17 protein-coding genes are annotated in these 16820 nt (G+C 73.5%); 9 read left to right on the plus strand and 8 right to left on the minus strand.

Translation table 11 applies throughout. From position 1 onward, the window contains the following. From CGE01nite_RS15715 to CGE01nite_RS15735, 5 genes are all read left to right on the plus strand, one after another. Positions 1–1163, plus strand: a 1163-nt coding sequence (locus tag CGE01nite_RS15715) for a winged helix DNA-binding domain-containing protein (RefSeq protein ID WP_141371659.1), incomplete at its 5' end; no start/stop codon positions are given. A 166-nt stretch (positions 1164–1329) separates the two neighbouring features. Next, positions 1330–1683, plus strand: a complete 354-nt coding sequence (locus tag CGE01nite_RS15720; RefSeq protein WP_307722651.1) for a DoxX family protein — start codon at positions 1330–1332, stop codon at positions 1681–1683. Between the two features lie 59 nt (positions 1684–1742). After that, positions 1743–2873 carry a DNA glycosylase AlkZ-like family protein gene (locus CGE01nite_RS15725; protein WP_141371661.1) on the plus strand — a complete coding sequence of 377 codons (1131 nt, stop codon included), beginning with the start codon at positions 1743–1745 and terminating at the stop codon, positions 2871–2873. Positions 2874–3021: 148 nt separating this feature from the next. After that, the gene (locus tag CGE01nite_RS15730; RefSeq protein ID WP_141371662.1) at positions 3022–4116 is read left to right on the plus strand and encodes a peptidoglycan DD-metalloendopeptidase family protein; all 1095 of its coding nucleotides are present in this window, start codon (positions 3022–3024) and stop codon (positions 4114–4116) included. Positions 4117–4280: 164 nt separating this feature from the next. Beyond that, entirely contained in the window at positions 4281–4913 is a 633-nt protein-coding gene (locus tag CGE01nite_RS15735; protein WP_141371663.1) for a DoxX family protein, read from the plus strand. A gap of 103 nt (positions 4914–5016) precedes the next feature. On the opposite strand, the gene CGE01nite_RS15740 is transcribed toward CGE01nite_RS15735, so the two are convergent. The 3 genes from CGE01nite_RS15740 to CGE01nite_RS15750 form a co-directional block, all read right to left on the minus strand. Next, positions 5017–5622 (minus strand): sugar O-acetyltransferase, encoded by a 606-nt coding sequence (locus CGE01nite_RS15740; RefSeq protein ID WP_141371664.1) that lies wholly within the window; start codon positions 5620–5622, stop codon positions 5017–5019. A gap of 129 nt (positions 5623–5751) precedes the next feature. Continuing rightward, on the minus strand, positions 5752–6714 hold the full coding sequence (locus tag CGE01nite_RS15745) for a ScyD/ScyE family protein (protein WP_141371665.1): 963 nt from the start codon (positions 6712–6714) through the stop codon (positions 5752–5754). A gap of 128 nt (positions 6715–6842) precedes the next feature. Next, positions 6843–7376: a GNAT family N-acetyltransferase gene (locus CGE01nite_RS15750; protein WP_141371666.1), complete on the minus strand. Its 534-nt coding sequence runs from the start codon at positions 7374–7376 to the stop codon at positions 6843–6845. Between the two features lie 125 nt (positions 7377–7501). Between CGE01nite_RS15750 and CGE01nite_RS15755 the strand changes: the two genes are divergently transcribed. Together CGE01nite_RS15755 and CGE01nite_RS15760 are read left to right on the plus strand one after the other, a co-directional pair. Beyond that, positions 7502–9124, plus strand: a complete 1623-nt coding sequence (locus tag CGE01nite_RS15755) for a methyl-accepting chemotaxis protein (RefSeq protein ID WP_141371667.1) — start codon at positions 7502–7504, stop codon at positions 9122–9124. A gap of 243 nt (positions 9125–9367) precedes the next feature. Continuing rightward, the gene (locus CGE01nite_RS15760) at positions 9368–11089 is read left to right on the plus strand and encodes a VCBS repeat-containing protein (protein ID WP_141371668.1); all 1722 of its coding nucleotides are present in this window, start codon (positions 9368–9370) and stop codon (positions 11087–11089) included. Between the two features lie 12 nt (positions 11090–11101). Here CGE01nite_RS15760 and CGE01nite_RS15765 read toward each other — a convergent pair whose 3' ends face one another. The 3 genes from CGE01nite_RS15765 to arsM form a co-directional block, all read right to left on the minus strand. Further along, a complete protein-coding gene (locus tag CGE01nite_RS15765) occupies positions 11102–13273 on the minus strand; it encodes an acyltransferase family protein (RefSeq protein ID WP_141371669.1) in 2172 nt (723 codons plus the stop codon). Between the two features lie 77 nt (positions 13274–13350). Continuing rightward, positions 13351–13560: a hypothetical protein gene (locus tag CGE01nite_RS15770; RefSeq protein WP_048344031.1), complete on the minus strand. Its 210-nt coding sequence runs from the start codon at positions 13558–13560 to the stop codon at positions 13351–13353. Further along, a complete protein-coding gene (gene arsM / locus CGE01nite_RS15775) occupies positions 13560–14321 on the minus strand; it encodes an arsenite methyltransferase (protein WP_048344032.1) in 762 nt (253 codons plus the stop codon). Before arsM ends, CGE01nite_RS15770 begins: the two co-directional genes overlap by 1 nt. 104 nt (positions 14322–14425) lie before the next feature. Between arsM and CGE01nite_RS15780 the strand changes: the two genes are divergently transcribed. Beyond that, positions 14426–14800 carry an ArsR/SmtB family transcription factor gene (locus CGE01nite_RS15780; protein WP_048344033.1) on the plus strand — a complete coding sequence of 125 codons (375 nt, stop codon included), beginning with the start codon at positions 14426–14428 and terminating at the stop codon, positions 14798–14800. Next, the gene (locus CGE01nite_RS15785; protein WP_141371670.1) at positions 14797–15309 is read left to right on the plus strand and encodes a GNAT family N-acetyltransferase; all 513 of its coding nucleotides are present in this window, start codon (positions 14797–14799) and stop codon (positions 15307–15309) included. Before CGE01nite_RS15780 ends, CGE01nite_RS15785 begins: the two co-directional genes overlap by 4 nt. A 22-nt stretch (positions 15310–15331) precedes the next feature. On the opposite strand, the gene CGE01nite_RS15790 is transcribed toward CGE01nite_RS15785, so the two are convergent. Further along, positions 15332–15955, minus strand: coding sequence for a dihydrofolate reductase family protein (locus CGE01nite_RS15790; protein WP_048344035.1), 624 nt, complete (start codon positions 15953–15955; stop codon positions 15332–15334). 168 nt (positions 15956–16123) lie between these two features. Continuing rightward, positions 16124–16820, minus strand: a 697-nt coding sequence (locus CGE01nite_RS15795; protein ID WP_174773473.1) for an endo-1,4-beta-xylanase, incomplete at its 5' end; no start/stop codon positions are given.

The raw sequence follows: 16820 nt of genomic DNA on the forward strand, positions 1-16820 counted from the left end.
CGCGGCTGGCTCGGCGGCACGGGCTCGCCGAGCCGCTCGCGGACGTGCAGGCAGCCGTGCGGGCGCTCGTCGTGCTGCACGGGACGGACGCGTCCGGTCCGTACGTCGCGTCCTGGGCGCGGGTGCCGGGGTTCGCGACGAGCGACCTGGACGACGAGCTGTACGGACGGCGCTCGCTCGTCCGGCAGCTCGCGATGCGGCGCACGCTGTGGGTCACGGGCACGGACCTGCTGCCCGCGGTCGTCGCCTCGCCCGGGGCGCGCGTCGCGGGCACCGAGCGCCGCAGGCTCGTCAAGGAGCTCCGCCTCGACGGTGGGTTCGGGGACGCCGAGGCGTGGCTCGACCGCGCGGCCGCGCAGGTCGTGGCGGTGCTCGCCGACGGACGGTGCCGGACCGCCGCCGAGCTGCGCACCGAGGTGCCCGAGGCCGGCGGGACGTTCACGGCGGCGCCGGCGTCGACGTGGGCGACCGTCATCCCCGTGATGCCTCGGATCCTCACGTACCTCGGTGCGCGCGGGGTGCTGGTGCGCGGCGAGAACCGCGGGGGATGGACCGCGTCCCGGCCCACCTGGACGCTCACCGAGTCCTGGCTGGGCGGCCCTCTCCCACCGGTCGACGAGGCGGCGGCCCACACCGAGCTGGTCGCGCGCTGGCTGCGTGCGTTCGGGCCCGGGACCGAGCGCGACGTGCAGTGGTGGCTCGGGTCGACGCTCACCGCGGTGCGGCGGTCGCTGGCCGAGCTCGCGGCGGTGCCCGTGGGGCTGGAGGGCACCGAGTCGATCGGCTGGCTCCTGCCGGACGACCTCGCGCCCGTCGAGCCGCCCGGGCGCTGGGTGGCGCTCCTACCCGGACTCGACCCGACGACGATGGGCTGGGCCGAGCGGGACTGGTACCTCGGCGCGCACGCGCGCCAGGTGGTCGACGTGATCGGCAACGCGGGCCCGACGGTCTGGGTCGACGGCCGCGTGGTCGGGGCGTGGGCCGCGACGAGCGGCGCGATCGAGCTCGCGCTGCTCGAGCAGGTCGACGCCTGGGCGCGCGGTGCGATCGACGACGAGGTCGCGCGCCTGACCGACTGGCTCGCGGGCGGCAAGGTGGCGCCGTCGTTCCCCTCGCCCCTGTTCGGTGGACGCCGGCACGCGGACCCGCCCGCGCAGGGATGAGGCGCCGCCGTCGTCGTGCGGTGCGGGCGGCGGGCGGCGACGATGAGCCGGTGAGTACATCGGAGCAGGTCAGGGGAGTCGACCGGGTGCGTGACGCCGTGACGGGCGTCCCTCCCGCGGACAGCGTGCCGCGCGGCGTCGCGCCGTCGGGCTGGGGATCGGGCTGGTGTTCGCCGGGATCGGGCACCTCGCGTTCGCCCGCGAGGAGTTCCAGGCGCAGGTGCCGTCGTGGTTCCCGGTCGACACCGACCTGACCGTGCTCGCCTCGGGCGCGGTGGAGATCGCGCTCGGGACGGCGCTCGTCGTGCTGCCGCGCTGGCGCGTGGCGGTCGGACTCGTGGCCGCGGCGTTCTTCGTCGTGGTCTTCCCCGGCAACGTCGGCCAGTGGCTCGAGCACCGGGACGGGTTCGGTCTCGACTCCGACACGAAGCGGCTCGTGCGGCTCGCGTTCCAGCCGGTGCTCGTCGCGTGGGCGCTGTGGTCCACGGGCGCGGTGAAGGCGCTGCGCGCGCGGCGCTGACCGCGCGGCGCTGACCACGCGGGCACCGGCCTGTGGGTGGGCGTGCCTAGGCTGCCCGCATGGCGGTGCTCGAGCTGACGCGCGCGGACGCCCAGCGGCTCGCCGTCCGGGCGCAGCTGCTCACGGCCCACCGCCCCGAGGGTGTCCTGGACGCCGTGCAGCGGCTCACGTTCCTGCAGCACGACCCGATCGCGGCCGTCGCCCCGAGCGCGGACCTGGTGCTGTTCAGCCGCCTCGGGCCGGCGTACGACCCGCACGAGCTCGAGGACCTCGTCGCCGAGCAGCGCGTCGTGGAGGTCCAGGGCCGGTTGCTGGTCGCCGAGGACGTCCGCCTGCTCACCGCCGAGATGGCGGCGTGGCCGGGCGGCGAGGACGCGCCGGCCTGGCAGCTCGCGAACGCGCAGTGGCTGGACGACAACCGCGGGTGTCGCCTGGACGTCCTCGAGCGGCTGCGGGCGGACGGGCCGCTGACCGCGGCCGAGCTGCCCGACACGTGCGTGCGGCCGTGGCGCTCGTCGGGCTGGAACAACCGCCGGAACGTCACGATGATGCTGGGCCTGCTCGTCGAGTGCGGCGACGTGGCGGCCGCAGGGCGGCGCGGCCGGGAGAAGCTGTGGGACCTGGCCGAGCGCGTGTACCCGCCGGACGAGCCCGTGCCGGCCGACGAGGCGCGCCGCATCCGCGACGAACGGCGGCTGCGGTCGCTGGGCATCCTGCGCGAGCGTGCGCAGGAGACGCGGGTCGAGCCGCTGCACGCCGGTGGCGCCGGCGAGGTCGCGACGGTTGAGGGGGTGCGCGGCCGCTGGCGCGTCGATGCCGCCCTGCTGGACGGCGAGCTCGAGCCGCGCACGGCGTTGTTGTCCCCGCTGGACCGGCTGCTGTTCGACCGCAAGCGCGTCGCCGAGCTGTTCGAGTTCGAGTACGTCCTCGAGATGTACAAGCCCGCGGCGCAGCGGCGCTGGGGGTACTACGCGCTGCCCGTGCTGCACGGCGACCGCCTGGTCGGCAAGCTCGACGCGACCGCGGACCGGCGCGGTGGCCGCCTCGTCGTGCACGCGGTGCACGAGGACGGGCGGTGGACCTCCGACGTGCGTGACGCGGTCGACGCACAGATCGCCGACCTCGCGCGCTGGCTCGACCTCGACCTCGACCTCGACGCCGCGCACGTCGTGCACGATCCGCGCGGCTGACCGCCGCGGGCAGGTCCCGCGCCTCGGGTCGCAGGGGCTCCGTCGTCGGCGCACGCTGGTCGTCGGGACGGCGGAAGCCGACGAAAGGCTCAAGTCGCTGCTGCGCGTGCCGAATAGGACGTGACACCCCCGGCAAGGAGACACACCCATGCGTATCCGGACGCACGCGCCGCGCACCCTCGGCGGCCTGGTGGTCGCCCTCGCCCTCGGGGCCGCCGCAGTGATGGGCGCCGCGCCCGCCGGCGCGACCACCGAGCCGCCGCCGTCCTCGACCGCGGACGCGATGGTCCGCAGCCAGGGCGCGGTGAGCACCGCGACCGACACGGTGATGAAGGTCCCGGACGACGTGTCGCGGCACCGCACGAAGAGCGGGCGGGTGCTGATCCTGCCGCTCACGAACGAGTCGTACGCGCTGACGTCCGGGTGGGGTCCGCGGTGCATCCCGGTGCGCGGCGCGTCCACGTTCCACCTCGGGCTCGACATGGGGACGCCCGACGGCAGGCCGATCTACGCGGTCGCGTCCGGCGTGGTGACGCACGTCGTCGCCCCGAAGAACGGGGCCGCGGGCTACGTCACGGTGCACTCGGTCATCGAGGGCACGCCGACGTGGATCGCGTACGTGCACCCGTGGACCCCGGGCAAGTACGTGCGCGTCGGGCAGAAGATCAAGGTCGGCCAGCGGATCGCCGACGTGGGCGCGTCCGGTCCGGCGACCGCCCCGCACCTGCACCTCGAGGTCTGGCAGGGTGCGTTCTACGGCTCGGGCACGTCGGTCGACCCGGCGACGTGGCTCGAGGGCTACCAGCTCCCGGTGGTGGCGAAGGCGACCGCGGACCGGCGGTCGCCCGCGCCGACGAGGTGCACGTACTACTCCACGACGAACCTCAACCTGCGGGCGGGACCGTCGACGAGCAACCGCGTCCTGGCGACGCTCGCGCCCAACACCAAGCTCACGAACAAGCCGGGCACGAAGACCAACGGGTTCATCCCCGTGTGGGCCGTCGTCAACGGCACGAAGACGCGCGGCTGGGTGCACACCGACTACATCTCGCAGAGCAAGACCTACCACCTGGCGTACGCGGTGACGGTGCGGACCGCGCCGAACGCGAAGGCCTCGGCGATGTTCGTCGCGAAGGCGGGCACGCAGGTCTGGCCCAAGGAGACGTCCGGCGGCTGGCGCAAGGTCGTGGTGAGCGGCACGACCGGCTGGGTTCCGAAGGAGTCGGTTGCCCCGGGGTTGTGAGCCCTGCACGCCGGGGTGAAACCGAAACCGGACGTATCAGACATCGGGGTGCGGCTCTCCTCGTCCGCCGAAGCTACCGACCGGTAGCCATCCCGCACGTCTCCCGCGCCACACGGCGCCGTGCGGTTCCCCCGGCCTCCAGCCGCCACACGAAGGGCACCTCCATGCCTGCGCTCTCCCTGAAGTCCCGTTCGGCGTCCCGCACGACGAGGTACGCGCCGCCGACGAAGCTCGCGGCCGACCCCGCCGCGGACGCGCTGGTCCCCGCGAACACGTGGACCGACGCGACGACCTCGACCCTCCCGACGACCGGGCCGTCCGCCCTCGTGCGCCGGTGGCGCTCGCGGGGTGAACGCGCCGTCGACACGCTCGCCGAGATCCTCGCGAGGTACTCGATCACCGCGCTGCGCGTCGCGCTCGGCCTGGTGTTCCTCGGGTTCGGCGTGCTCAAGTTCTTCCCGGGGGTCAGCCCGGCGGAGGACCTCGCGCAGCGCACCGTCGGCGAGCTCACGCTGCACCTGGTGGGTCCGAGCGCAGCGCTGCTCATGACGGCGGTCATCGAGACCGTGATCGGCCTGACGCTGCTCACCGGCAGGTTCCTGCGCACGGGGCTGGTGCTGCTGGCCGTCGCGCTCGTCGGGATCATGTCGCCGCTCGTGCTGTTCTTCGACGAGCTGTTCCCGGCCGGCGGCCCGACCCTCACCGCCCAGTACGTGCTCAAGGACGTGATCCTCGCCGCCGCGGGTGCGGTCGTGGGGGCGTGGGCGCTGGGCGCCCGGCTGCGCCGCGACGCCTGAGGGCCGCCTCGAGCACGCCCGGTGCGACCGCCGTCACGAGCGGCGGTCGCACCTTCGTCGGGCGCACCTCGTCGGGCGCTCCCTCGTCGGGTGAGGTGACGGCTCAGGCGGGTGAGCCGTCGAGCCGGCGCACGACGCGTGCGGGGTTGCCCGCCGCGATGACGTCGGCCGGGACGTCCTTCGTCACGACCGAACCCGCACCGATCACCGAGCGCGCACCGATCGTCACGCCCGGGCACACGACGACGCTGCCGCCGAGCCACACGCCGTCCTCGATCGTGATGGGCGAGACCCGCTCCCACCCCTGCGGGCGCAGCTCCGGGTCGAGCACGTGCGTCGGGGTGTACAGGCGCACGCTCGGGCCGATCAGGACGTCCGCGCCGATGCGGATCTCGCCGCCGCCGAGCGTCAGGAAGTCGGCGTTGACGAACGTCCGGTCGCCGACGTGCAGGCGGTGGCCGTAGTCGAGGTAGAGCGGCGGGCGGAAGTCGACGCCCTCGCCGACCGTGCCCAGCAGGTCGCGGAAGAGCGCGGCGGCGGCCTCGCGGTCCTCGTCGTACAGCGCGGTGATGCGGCGGCACGTCCGCTGCGTCGCGGTGGTCAGGTCGCCGAGCTCGGGGCCGAACCGGTAGCGGTACCAGTCGCCCGCCACCATCTTGTCGTACTCGCTGCGCGCGTCCGCGAGGGCCGCGGCGAGGTCGAGCTCCATGGGTCCGCCCTTCGTCGTCGTCGCCCGAGTGTCGCAGCCTGCCGAAGGGTCCCCGCGCGACGAAGGCCCCGGCAGGACGAGTGGCGCTCGTCGTACCGGGGCCTTCGTGGTGCGCGGTGCGGCCGGGTGTCAGCGGACCTTCGCGGCGACGATCGAGCCGTCACCGAACACGTCGGTCGAGACGTAGAGCGTCCCGTTCGCCCACTCGACGCCCGCGGGCTGCGTGAACGCACCGAGGACGCGGACCTTGCCCCACCGCGTCACGACGGACACCTCGTTGCCCTGGAGCTCGGCGACGTAGGCGTTGCCGGACGGGTCGAGCGCGACGCCGGTCGCGCCGGCGAACCCGGTGGCCAGGGTCGTGATCCGGCCCGTGCGCGGGTCGATCCTGTGCAGCGCGCCGTTCGCGCCGAGGCTGCCGTCCTCGGGCCCGCCCGGGAGTGTCGTGACGTAGAGCGCGCCGTGGCGGCCGACCTCGACGTCGGTCGGCACGGGCTCGAACCCGTAGGACTCGCCGACGACGCAGTCCGGCAGCCCGAAGGTGTCCGCGGCCTCGGCGGTCACGGTGACCTCGAGGGGTGGCAGGACCGCGACGGTGCGGACCGTGCCCCGCCGGTCGACCGACAGGATCGCGTTCGCGCCCGCGTCGGCGACGTACGTCAGGCCGTGCACCGTGACCGAGCCGTACGCGTGCGAGTCGACCGCGCCGGTGTACGGCGCGAACATCGGCGGGACCTGCGCCGCGCACTCTGCGGGCAGGTCCGTGAAGCCGTACGTGTTCACCGCGTCGGGGTTCGCGCTCTGCTCGAAGGCGAGCAGGTCCGCGACCTGGCGGATGGTCCCGCGCCTGTCGCGCTGCATGAGCAGCGACGACGACACGCTCTCCTGGTCGCCGACGCGTGTCGCGAACGTGGTCGTCCCGTCGGCGATCGAGACCGCCGCGACGTCCGTGCCCTCCTCGCCCTGGTACCAGGGGACCGGCGCACCGCTCTTCGGGACGGACGTGAGCTGGGCGGCGAACGCCTGGCCGACGACGAGCGAGCCGTGCCGGCCGACGCCGAACGTGAGCGGACCCGCGAGGTGCTCGGCCACGGTCGTGGTCCCGCGGAGCGCGGGGACCTTGCCGCCGTGGTGGTGGCCCGGGTGCCCGGACCCCGGCCCCGCCGGTGCGTACGCCGGTGTGCTCGGACCATCGTCGACGCCTGTCGCGGCGCCACCGGTCACCGCGGTGGTGGGACGGCCGCGCGGTGGTAGGTCGTCGTCGGCTCGCCCTCCGTGGTGTGCGGTCCGGGGCCGACGGGCCGGAAGCCCAGGCGCGTGAGCAGGCGCACCGACGCGTCGTTGCCGTCGACGACGACCGCGCGCACCGCGGTGACGCCCAGGCTCGTCGCGGCGGCGTCGAGCAGCGCGGCCACGGCCTCCGACGCGAGCCCCTGCCCTTGACGGTCGGTGCGCAGCACGTAGCCGACCTCCGCCTCGTCGTCGTGCTTGAGCAGGACCTCGCCGATCACGGTGCCGGTCGCGCGCTCCTCGACCGCGAGCGTGATCCACTCGCCGGGGCGGGCCGTGGTCCAGCCGACCTTCGCCTCGAGCGACGCGCGCGTCTCGTCGCGCGTCCGCACGGGCCACGGGATGTACCGCGTGACCTGCGGGTCGCTGTGGAAGACGACGAGGTCGTCGAGGTCCGTCGCGCGGTGGGCCCGCAGCGTGAGCCGCGGCGTGGTCAGCGGCAGGTCGAGCTCCCACACGGTCATGCGTGCACGGTAGCGAGCGGCCCGAGTCGGTGCCTCGGGAAAGCCGCGCGGCCGAAGCAGTCACAACCGAGCGGCCTCCGCCGATCTAGACCGGTGTCTACGTCCGTGCGCAAAGGAGCAGTTCGGTGAGCAGCGATTCCCCCGTCGTCGACCCCCCCAGTCGTCGCAAGTCCCGTTGGAGCTGGACCATCGGGCGCCGCCTTGCCGCCGGGTACGCGCTGATCCTCGTCATGATGGCCGGGGTCGGCGTGGTGTCCTTCCTGAACACGCAGTCGTTGGTGCACAACAGCGAGCACGTCGAGCACACGCACGTCGTGCTGAACGAGACGGACGCGATCCTGTCCTCCCTCAAGGACGCGGAGACCGGGCAGCGCGGGTTCCTCGTCACGGGCGTCGACTCCTACCTCGCCCCCTACACCGCAGCGCGGAGCGCGGTGAACGCGCACGTCGTCAAGCTCAAGGAGCTCACGAGCGACAACCCCGCGCAGCAGGAACGCCTCTCCGAGATCGAGCCGCTCATCTCCTCGAAGTTCGCCGAGATGCAGCAGACGGTCGACGCCTACAAGTCCGACGGCTTCGAGGCCGCCCAGGAGATCGTGCTCTCCGACGCGGGCAAGGCCGTGATGGACGAGATCCGCGGCATCCTCGCGAGCGTCGAGTCCGACGAGCAGCGACTGCTCACGCAGCGCGCCGAGGCGGCGACGCAGACGGCCAACACCACCAAGCTCGCGGTCGTCGGCGGGACCGGCATCGCGGCTGTCGTCGTCCTCCTGCTCGCGGCGTTCCTGACGCGCAGCATCACCCGCCCGATCAACGCGCTCACCGGCCGGCTCCGCGAGATCGCCGACGGTGACGGTGACCTCACGCAGCGCGTCGACAGCGCGCGCGACGACGAGGTCGGCGCGCTCGCGACGGTCTTCAACCGGTTCGTGGAGAACATCGCCACGCTCGTCCGGCAGATCGGCGAGACCGCGGCGACGTCGTCGGCCGCCGCCCAGGAGCTCTCGGTGATCGCCGCGGACATGACGGGCCAGTCCGTCGACGCGGCCAACCAGGCGACGGCCGCCGCGGCCGCCGCCGAGCAGATCTCCTCCAACGTGCAGGTCGTGGCAGCGGCCGGCGAGGAGATGGGCGTCTCGATCCAGGAGATCGCCCGCAGTGCCTCCTCGGCGAGCGAGGCCGGGCGCACGGCGGTCAGCAGCACCGACCAGGCGAACGTCTCCATCAGCCGCCTCGGCGAGTCGTCCGCGGCGATCGGTGGGGTCGTGACGCTCATCAACACGATCGCGCAGCAGACCAACCTGCTCGCGCTCAACGCGACGATCGAGGCCGCACGCGCCGGGGAGGCCGGCAAGGGCTTCGCGGTCGTCGCCGGTGAGGTCAAGGAGCTCGCGCAGCAGACGGCTCAGGCGACCGAGGAGATCACCTCCCGGATCACCCAGATCCAGTCGGACGTCGACCTCGCCGTCGCGGCGATCGAGACGACCACGCAGGTCATCGCGCGCGTCAACGACCACCAGGGCAGCATCGCCGGGGCGGTCGAGCAGCAGAGCGCGACGACGAGCTCGATGGCCGCGAACGTGGCCGAGGCCGCTGTCGGGGCGACGAGCATCGCCGACAACGTGCGCTCGATCGCGGAGAACGCGAAGTTCACGGTCGGCAACATCGACCAGGTGCGCTCGTCGGCCGACGAGCTGGCGCGCAACTCCCAGCACCTCGACGAGCTGGTCGGTCGCTTCAAGGCATAGTCCGCCCGCACGACCTCCCGACGACGAGGCGGCTACCCGGTGCACGGCACCGACGTGGCCGCCTCGTCCGCGTCTGCCCGAGCTCGTCTGCCCGAGCTCGTCTGCCCGAGCTCGTCGGCACGGGCTCGTCGCGCGGAAGAGACGGACAGGTGCGCAGAGCCGAACGGCTGAAGTTCCGAGGACCGCACGGGCGGGTGCGTGCGCGAGCACTACCGTGACCGCGCACCGTCTCGAAGGGGAGCCATGCGATCGTCCGGTCGTGCTGCAGCTGTTCGTCTCTCGGTCGCTTCGGCGACGCTCGCCGCGCTGGCCCTGACGCTCGCTCCGGGCCCGGCGGCCGCCGCGTCGGCGCCCGAGGTCGAGCGGCGCCGGATCGGACCGTCGGTCCTGCTGGCGACGAGCGAGGCACGTCCGCACGCCGCGCCCACGAAGCACGCCTCGGCCACCGTCTCCGACTTCGACGGGGACGGCGTCGACGACCTCGCGGTGGCCGCCCGAGGGCCGGAGTGGGTGGACGCCGAGGCCCACTCGGTGGACGGGGCGGTCGCGGTCCGGTACTCCTCGCTCCAGCGCAGCGACGTCTTCGTCGGACAGGACGAGGCGACGCGCGGGCACTGGTGCAGGGAGTTCGCGTCGGCGCTGGCCACGGGCGACTTCGACCACGACGGGTACGACGACCTCGCGGTCGGGAGCACGTGCGAGAGCCCCGACGGGAGCTTCGCGAAGAAGCACTCGGGTGCTGTGTTCGTGTTCCCGGGGTCCCGCACCGGGCTGGACCTGTCGACGGTGCGGCGGCTGAGCCGTTCCACCGTGGGAGTTCCGGGCAGGGCGCTGCCCGGCGAGCGGTTCGGCCAGGTCCTCGCTGCGGGTGATCTCAACGGCGACGGGTACGACGACCTCGCGGTCGGGATGCCGGAGGCGAAGGTCGGTTCAGCACGGCGCGCGGGTGCCGTGGTCGTGCTGTTCGGCGCGCGCGCCGGCCTGTCCGGCGCAGGCTCGCAGGCCTTCGACAGGAGCACGGCGGGGGTGCCGGGCGCGGCCCGAGCGGACGACCAGCTCGGCACCAGCCTCAGCATCGGACGCGTCACGGCGGACGGGTACGGGGACCTGGTCGTCGGTGCTCCCGACGGCCGGGAGACCTCCTTGGCCTGGGACTCCGCGGTCCTGCTGGTGCCGGGCGGTCCGCGGGGCCTGGCGGTCGGGTCGTCGACCATGGCCGGCGGTGTGCAGGTGAACCAGGCGCTGGGCGTGGACAGGTTCGCTCCGTTCGTCGGGTCGCTCGGGGCGTCCGTGGTGGTAGCCGATGTCGACGGCGACGGACGTGACGAGGTGGTGGCCGGTGCGCCCGACTCGTGGGTGCACGTGCCGGGCTCCCGGGTCGGGGCGGCCCGCAAGCTGAGCGGGGCGGTCGTCGTGCTCGAGGTTCGTGGCTCGACCTTCTCCCTCGACGACACGTCATGGGTGGACCTGGGGTCCGCGGGCGTCCCGGGCCATCCTGAGCAGCCGGACGCGTTCGGCACATCGCTCACGGCGACGGACCTTGATCGCGACGGGCGCGTCGACGTCGCCGTCGGAGCGCCCCGGCGGCGAGTCGGGAGCCAGGAGTCCGCAGGCGCGGTCTACGTCCTGAAGGGCACGTCCCACGGTCTGACCGGACTCGGTTCCGTCGCGTTGACGCAGGCCACGGCGGGCGTGCCCGGCTACGCGGGCGCGGGCGACGGTTTCGGACGGGCCATCGCGTTCCTCGACGTGGACGGGTCCGGCCGGCGCGACCTCGTCGTGGGCGCCGCCAGCGACCATGCGCTGGGTGATCGCCCCGGTGAGCGGTCGGGCGGCGTCACGGTCTTCCGCAACGTGTCGGGCTCCTTGAGGCCCGTGTCGGCGTGGGGCGGTGCTCGCGCGGGGGTGACCGGCCGGATCACGCGGCTCGTCAGCTTCGGCAGCGTGGTCGCCGGCCGGTCCTGAGAGGGCGTCGGGTCACTCGTCGCCGGCAGGCTGCGCAGAGCGGATCGCGTCGCGCAGGACGGGGGCCAGGGACTCGGCGTACACCTGGGTGAGGTGCATCTTGTCGGCGCGCATCGGCGCCGATCCGGCGTAGGGCGGGCAGACGCCCTCGGCCGTGCAGAACCACGAGTCGGCATCGACCCAGTGCGCCGCGGACGGGTCGTCGAGCGCGGCGACCGCGCTGCGTGCCGCGTCGTTCATGCGGCGGTGCTTGGCCGAGATCGTCGCGTTGCAGTCCGTCGGCCCGTTGAGGGTCGTGGCGCACTCGGACAGGGGCGGGCCGTGCGGCGGCGCGCTGAGCACGACCACCTCGGCGCCGGTCGCGGTCAGCGCCTCCAGCGAGTCGACCCAGCCCTCGGTGAGCAGCTCGAGCCGCTCGGACTCGTCGGCGTCGCCGACCATGCGGTCGGTCGTGTCGTCGGACTCGCTCGCGAAGACGAGGTCGACGGGCTCGGCCTTCAGGATGTCGAACGCGTCCTGCCGGAACCGGGGGCACGACGGGAACGCCGAGCCGTCGCCGCTGCGCACGACGAGGTCCGCGACGGGGCACTGCCCAGCGGTGATGACCCGGACCGTCCAGCCGTCGCCGAGCGCCTTGCGGATGGCGGGCGCGTAGCTGATCGCGATCGAGTCGCCCAGGATGACGGCGTGGCGCTCGCCGTCGCCGAACGTGCAGCGGCTCTTGAGCTTGTCGATCGTCGCGAGCTTCAGGCAGCCCTCGTCGACCCACTCCGTGGCGCGGTCCTCCTTGCCGAGCTCGTCGGGTGACGGGCTGAGCTCGGGCCATCGCGTGGCGTCGGCAGCGGTCTCGAGCTGGGCGCTCAGCGCGGCGGCGGCGGACACGGGGGTGGCGACCGCGGGCGGCGTGGGCTGCGCCTCGTCGTCGCCGGACGCGCTCGAGGTGACGACACCGCCGACGACGAGCGCCGTCACGACGACGAGCGCGGCGGGCCCGGCGACGCGCACGGTCGGCAGGCTCGTGCGCCACCAGTCGCGCCACTGCTCCGCGCGCGGGACGTCCGGGTCGCGTGGGAGCAGGAGGGGTGACTGCAGCACGGGCTTCTCGACGAGGTGGTAGCTCAGGACGGACGCGACCGCGATCGCGGCGAAGACCCCGGCGTACCAGACCGGACCGCCGCCGGCCCACAGGGCGCCGGCGAAGACGAGGACCGGGAAGTGCCACAGGTAGAGCGAGTACGAGATCGTGCCGATGTAGACGACCGGCCGGTAGCGCAGCACCCGCGCTCCGTCGCCCGCGACGCCCGCGGCGATCAGCGCGGCCGTGGCGAGCACGGGCAGCAGCGCGCCGGGTGCCGGGAACCGGGTCTCCGGGGTGATCACGACGAGCGAGGCGACCAGCCCCACCAGGCCGAGCCCGGTGAGTGCCGCGCGCGCCCGTGCGTCGAGCCGCGCGAGACGGTGGATCCCCGCGGCGAGCGCCGCGCCCACGCCCAGCTCCCACACACGCGTCCACGTCGAGAAGTACGCCGACGTCGGGTTGGCGCCGGTCGCCCACCAGGCCCACGCGAACGACGCGACGCCTGCGGCCACGAGCAGCGCGCCCGCCACACGCCGGGGCGAGTGGGCGCGGCGGCGCAGCCGCGCCAGCCCCACGAGGACCGCGAGCAGGAACCACGGCCACACGAAGTAGAACTGCTCCTCGACGGACAACGACCAGAAGTGCTGCACGGGCGAGACAGCCAGCCCGGCCTGGAAGTAGTCGGTGCCCTGCGCCGCGAAGTGCCAGTTCGAGACGAACAGTGCGGCCCAGAGGGCGTCGATCGTGACGGCGTGCGCGCGTCCCGCGAAGAAGAGCACGTTGGCTGCGATCACGGTCGCGACGAGCACGACGAGCGAGGCGGGCAGGATCCGCCGCGCGCGCCGCGCGTAGAAGCGACGGGGCGAGATGGACCCGGTCTTCTCGTACTCGCGGAGCAGGAGCCCGGTGATGAGGAAGCCGGAGATGACGAAGAAGACGTCGACCCCGACGAACCCGCCACCGGGCCGGCCGAGGACGTGGTCGGCGACGACCGCCAGGACGGCGAACGCGCGCAGCCCCTGGATGTCGGGGCGGAAGCGGTGGGGGGTGCGCGGCCGGCTCGGGGCGGGGGCGACGACGTCCTGCGTGGGGTGCCCGGGTGGCACGCGTACTCCTTACGGCGCGGAAAGCGACGGCAGATCTTACGCCCTGGTCCGCCAGCCCGTGCCCACGCGGGCTCGACCTACGCGAGGCAGCAGGCCGGACCTGCCGGTGAGCTGCGGCGGGTCACCGAGGGGGCGTGCGACTGCAGCCACGCGACGAGTCTGCTCGCGTGCCTCGTCGCGCGCACGATGCACGCCGAGCACGCGAGCGCGGCGCGCCGCAGCTCGAGGTCGCGGGTCAGCTCGCGTTCGTTCTGCTGGTGGATCACCAGGTACAGGTCGGGGTGCATCAGGCCTCCTCGGTGAGCGGCTTGCGGGCGCGCACGATCGCGCTGTGCATCCCGTCGGCCACGGGGTGGGTGAACTGGACCTCGGCGTCGACGAACCCTGCCGCCGTGAGGCCGTCGAGGTACTCGGTGCGCGAGAGGGCGCCCGCGATGCACCCGACGTACGAGCCGCGCTCGGCGCGCTGGTCGGGGGACAGGTGGTCCTCGGCGACGACGTCGGAGATGCCGACCCGGCCGCCTGCGACGAGCACGCGGTACGCCTCGGCAAGCACGGCGGGCTTGTCGGGCGAGAGGTTGACGACGCAGTTGGAGATGACGACGTCCACGGTGGCGTCGTCGAGGGGGAGGTCCTCGATCGTGCCCTTGCGGAACTCGACGTTCGTCGCGCTCGCCTTGGCGGCGTTCGCGCGTGCGAGGTCGAGCATCTCGTCGGTCATGTCGACGCCGTAGGCGAAGCCCGTCGCGCCTACGCGGCGGGCGGACAGGAGCACGTCGATGCCGCCGCCCGAGCCCAGGTCGAGCACGCGCTCGCCCTCGCGCAGCTCGGCGACCATCAGGGGGTTGCCGCAGCCGAGCGACGCGGCCAGGGCCTCGGCGGGGATCGCGGCTGTGTCCTGCGCGTCGTACAGGCTCGCGCCGAACCGCTCGTCGACGACGAGGTCGGACGGGCCGCAGCCGCCGCCGCAGCAGCCGCTGTCGCTCGTTGCCTGCACGGCCGCCAAGGCGTAGCGCTCCCGGACCTGCTCGCGGATGTCCTGCGTCATGGCTCCTCCAAATATCGATGTGGGTCAATGCGTCAGAGCATGGACCCACATATCGACGGCTGTCAACATCGACATGTGTCGATGTCCCGTGGCATCCTGGGGGCATGGCACTGGACCTGCTCCCCGTCGTCGCCGCGCCGTCGACTGCGTGCTGCACACCCGTCACCGGCGCCGCCATGAGCGCCGAGGACGCCGAGCGCACCGCACGCACGCTCAAGGCGCTCGCAGATCCCGCGCGCCTGCGCCTGCTGTCGATCCTGGCCTCGCACGAGGGTGGCGAGGCGTGCGTGTGCGACCTGACCGAGCCCGTGGGGCTCTCGCAGCCCACTGTGTCGCACCACCTCAAGGTGCTCACCGAGGCCGGCTTCGTCACGCGTGAGAAGCGCGGCGTGTGGGCCTACTTCACGCTCGTCCCGGGTGCTGTCGACGAGCTCGCCGCGCACCTCGCGCAGCACACGTCCAGCGGACCGGACGCATGACGACCGCGCGCACGGACGTGCGCCTCGCGCCCATGACGTCCGCGCACGCCGACGCGGTCCTGTCGATCTACTCCGCGGGGATCGCCACGGGCCTCGCGACGTTCACCGCGCACGCCCCGACGTGGACCGCGTTCGACGAGGACCACCTGGCCGAGCACCGCCTCGTCGCGCTCGACCCCGACGCGCGCGTGCTCGGGTGGGTCGCCGCGTCGCCCGTCTCGGGCCGGTGCGTCTACTCGGGGGTCGTCGAGGCGTCGGTCTACGTCGACGACGACGCGCGGGGTCGGGGCGTCGGTCGCGCGCTGCTCGACGGCCTCCTGGACTCCGCGCAGGCCGCGGGGGTCTGGACCGTGCAGTCGGGGGTGTTCCCGCAGAACCGGGCGAGCCTCGCGCTGCACGAGGCGGCCGGGTTCCGGGTCGTCGGGACGCGCGAGCGCCTCGGCCTGATGAGCCACGGGCCGCTGGCCGGGTCGTGGCTCGACGTCGTGCTGCTCGAGAAGCGGCTGTGACCGCTCGCGGTGCGCCTGGTGGTCAGCCCTCGTCGTCCGGGGCGGTCATCTCGCCCGTGCGCGGATCGTTGCCCGTCGGTCCGTAGCGCAGCGTGACCGCGCCGCCGCTGCCCGCCTCGGGCGGCTCGAGCAACGTCAGCTCGGACGGCCGGACGCCCTGCGGGAAGACCCGCTTCCCCTGCCCGAGCAGCACCGGGTAGACCCACAGCGTGAGCACGTCGAACAGCCGCTCGGCGAGCAGCGTCTGCACGAGGTCGAGGCTGCCGATCACGTGCGTGCTCTCGTGCCGGTCCCGCAGCGCACGCACGTCGGCGACGAGGTCCGGCCCGAGCTGCGTGGACGTGGGCCAGCCGAGGTTCGGGGTCCCGCGGCTCGCGACGTACTTGGGCACGCCGTTGAGCTGGTGGGCGATGGCGTTGTCCTGGTGCGGCCAGTACCCGGCGAAGATGTCGTACGTCCGGCGCCCGAGCAGCAGCGCGTCCATCGACTGGATGCCGGCCATCACGTGACGCCCGACGACGTCGTCGTACAGCGGCGCCTGCCACCCGCCGAAGGGGAACCCGCCGGACGGGTCCTCGTCGCGCCCGCCGGGCGCCTGCGCGACGCCGTCGAGCGTGACGAACAGGTCGATGAAGAGGCGGCCCACGACGTCTCCTTCGCTGGTCGGGGTGTCCTGCCGAGACTAGACCGGAGGTCCGACGGTCTCTCGGCGCCGTGGGCCGCGCGGCACACCCGGGCGCGACGACGGCGCCGCACCGGGGAGGTGCGACGCCGTCGTCATGCCTGCTGGCCTCGTCGGACCCAGCAGATCAGCTCAGCTGCAGGTCAGTGTCGTCGGTGCAGGTGGGCTGCTCTGACCGAGGAACCCGAAGGTCGTCGACTGACCCGGTGCGACCGAGCCGTTGTAGGGGGCGTTGGTCACGGTGCTCCCGGACACCTGCCCGTTCCAGAGGTTGTTGGTCGAGACGCCGGACGGCAGGGTGACGCGCCATCCGTTGAGCCCCGCCGAGCCGGCGGTGATCTTCACCTCGGCCTGGTAGCCGCCGGGCCAGCTGTTCGCGATCGTGAGCGTGGCCGTGCAGCTGCCCGTGGGCGGCGGCGAGCTCGGGCTCGACGTCGGGGTCGGCGTGGGTGTCGCAGTCGGCGTCTCGGTGGGGGTCTGCGTCGGCGTCGGGGTCGGCGTCGGCGTCTGGGTCGGCTGCGCGCTGTTCAGCGTGTCGAGCGTCGCCGTGTACGCCTGCTTCTTGTTGCCGTTGCCGTCGAACAGCAGCGGGGTGCCCGACGAACGCCACGAGTCGGTGTCACGCACGCCCCACACGGTGATGCCGGTGCAGCGGGCGACGTTGAGGCACGCCTGCACGACGCGGCGGTAGTTGTCCGCCTGCGACGAGCCGGAGCCCTCGATGTCGAGCTCGGTGATCTGCACGTCCACGCCGAGAGCGGCGAAGCTCGAGATCGTCGTCTGGTAGTTGCTCGGGACCGGGCTCTGCGGGTTGAAGTGCGACTGCAGG

It is taken from the genome of Cellulomonas gelida, assembly GCF_006538725.1.
Lineage (GTDB): Bacteria > Actinomycetota > Actinomycetes > Actinomycetales > Cellulomonadaceae > Cellulomonas > Cellulomonas gelida.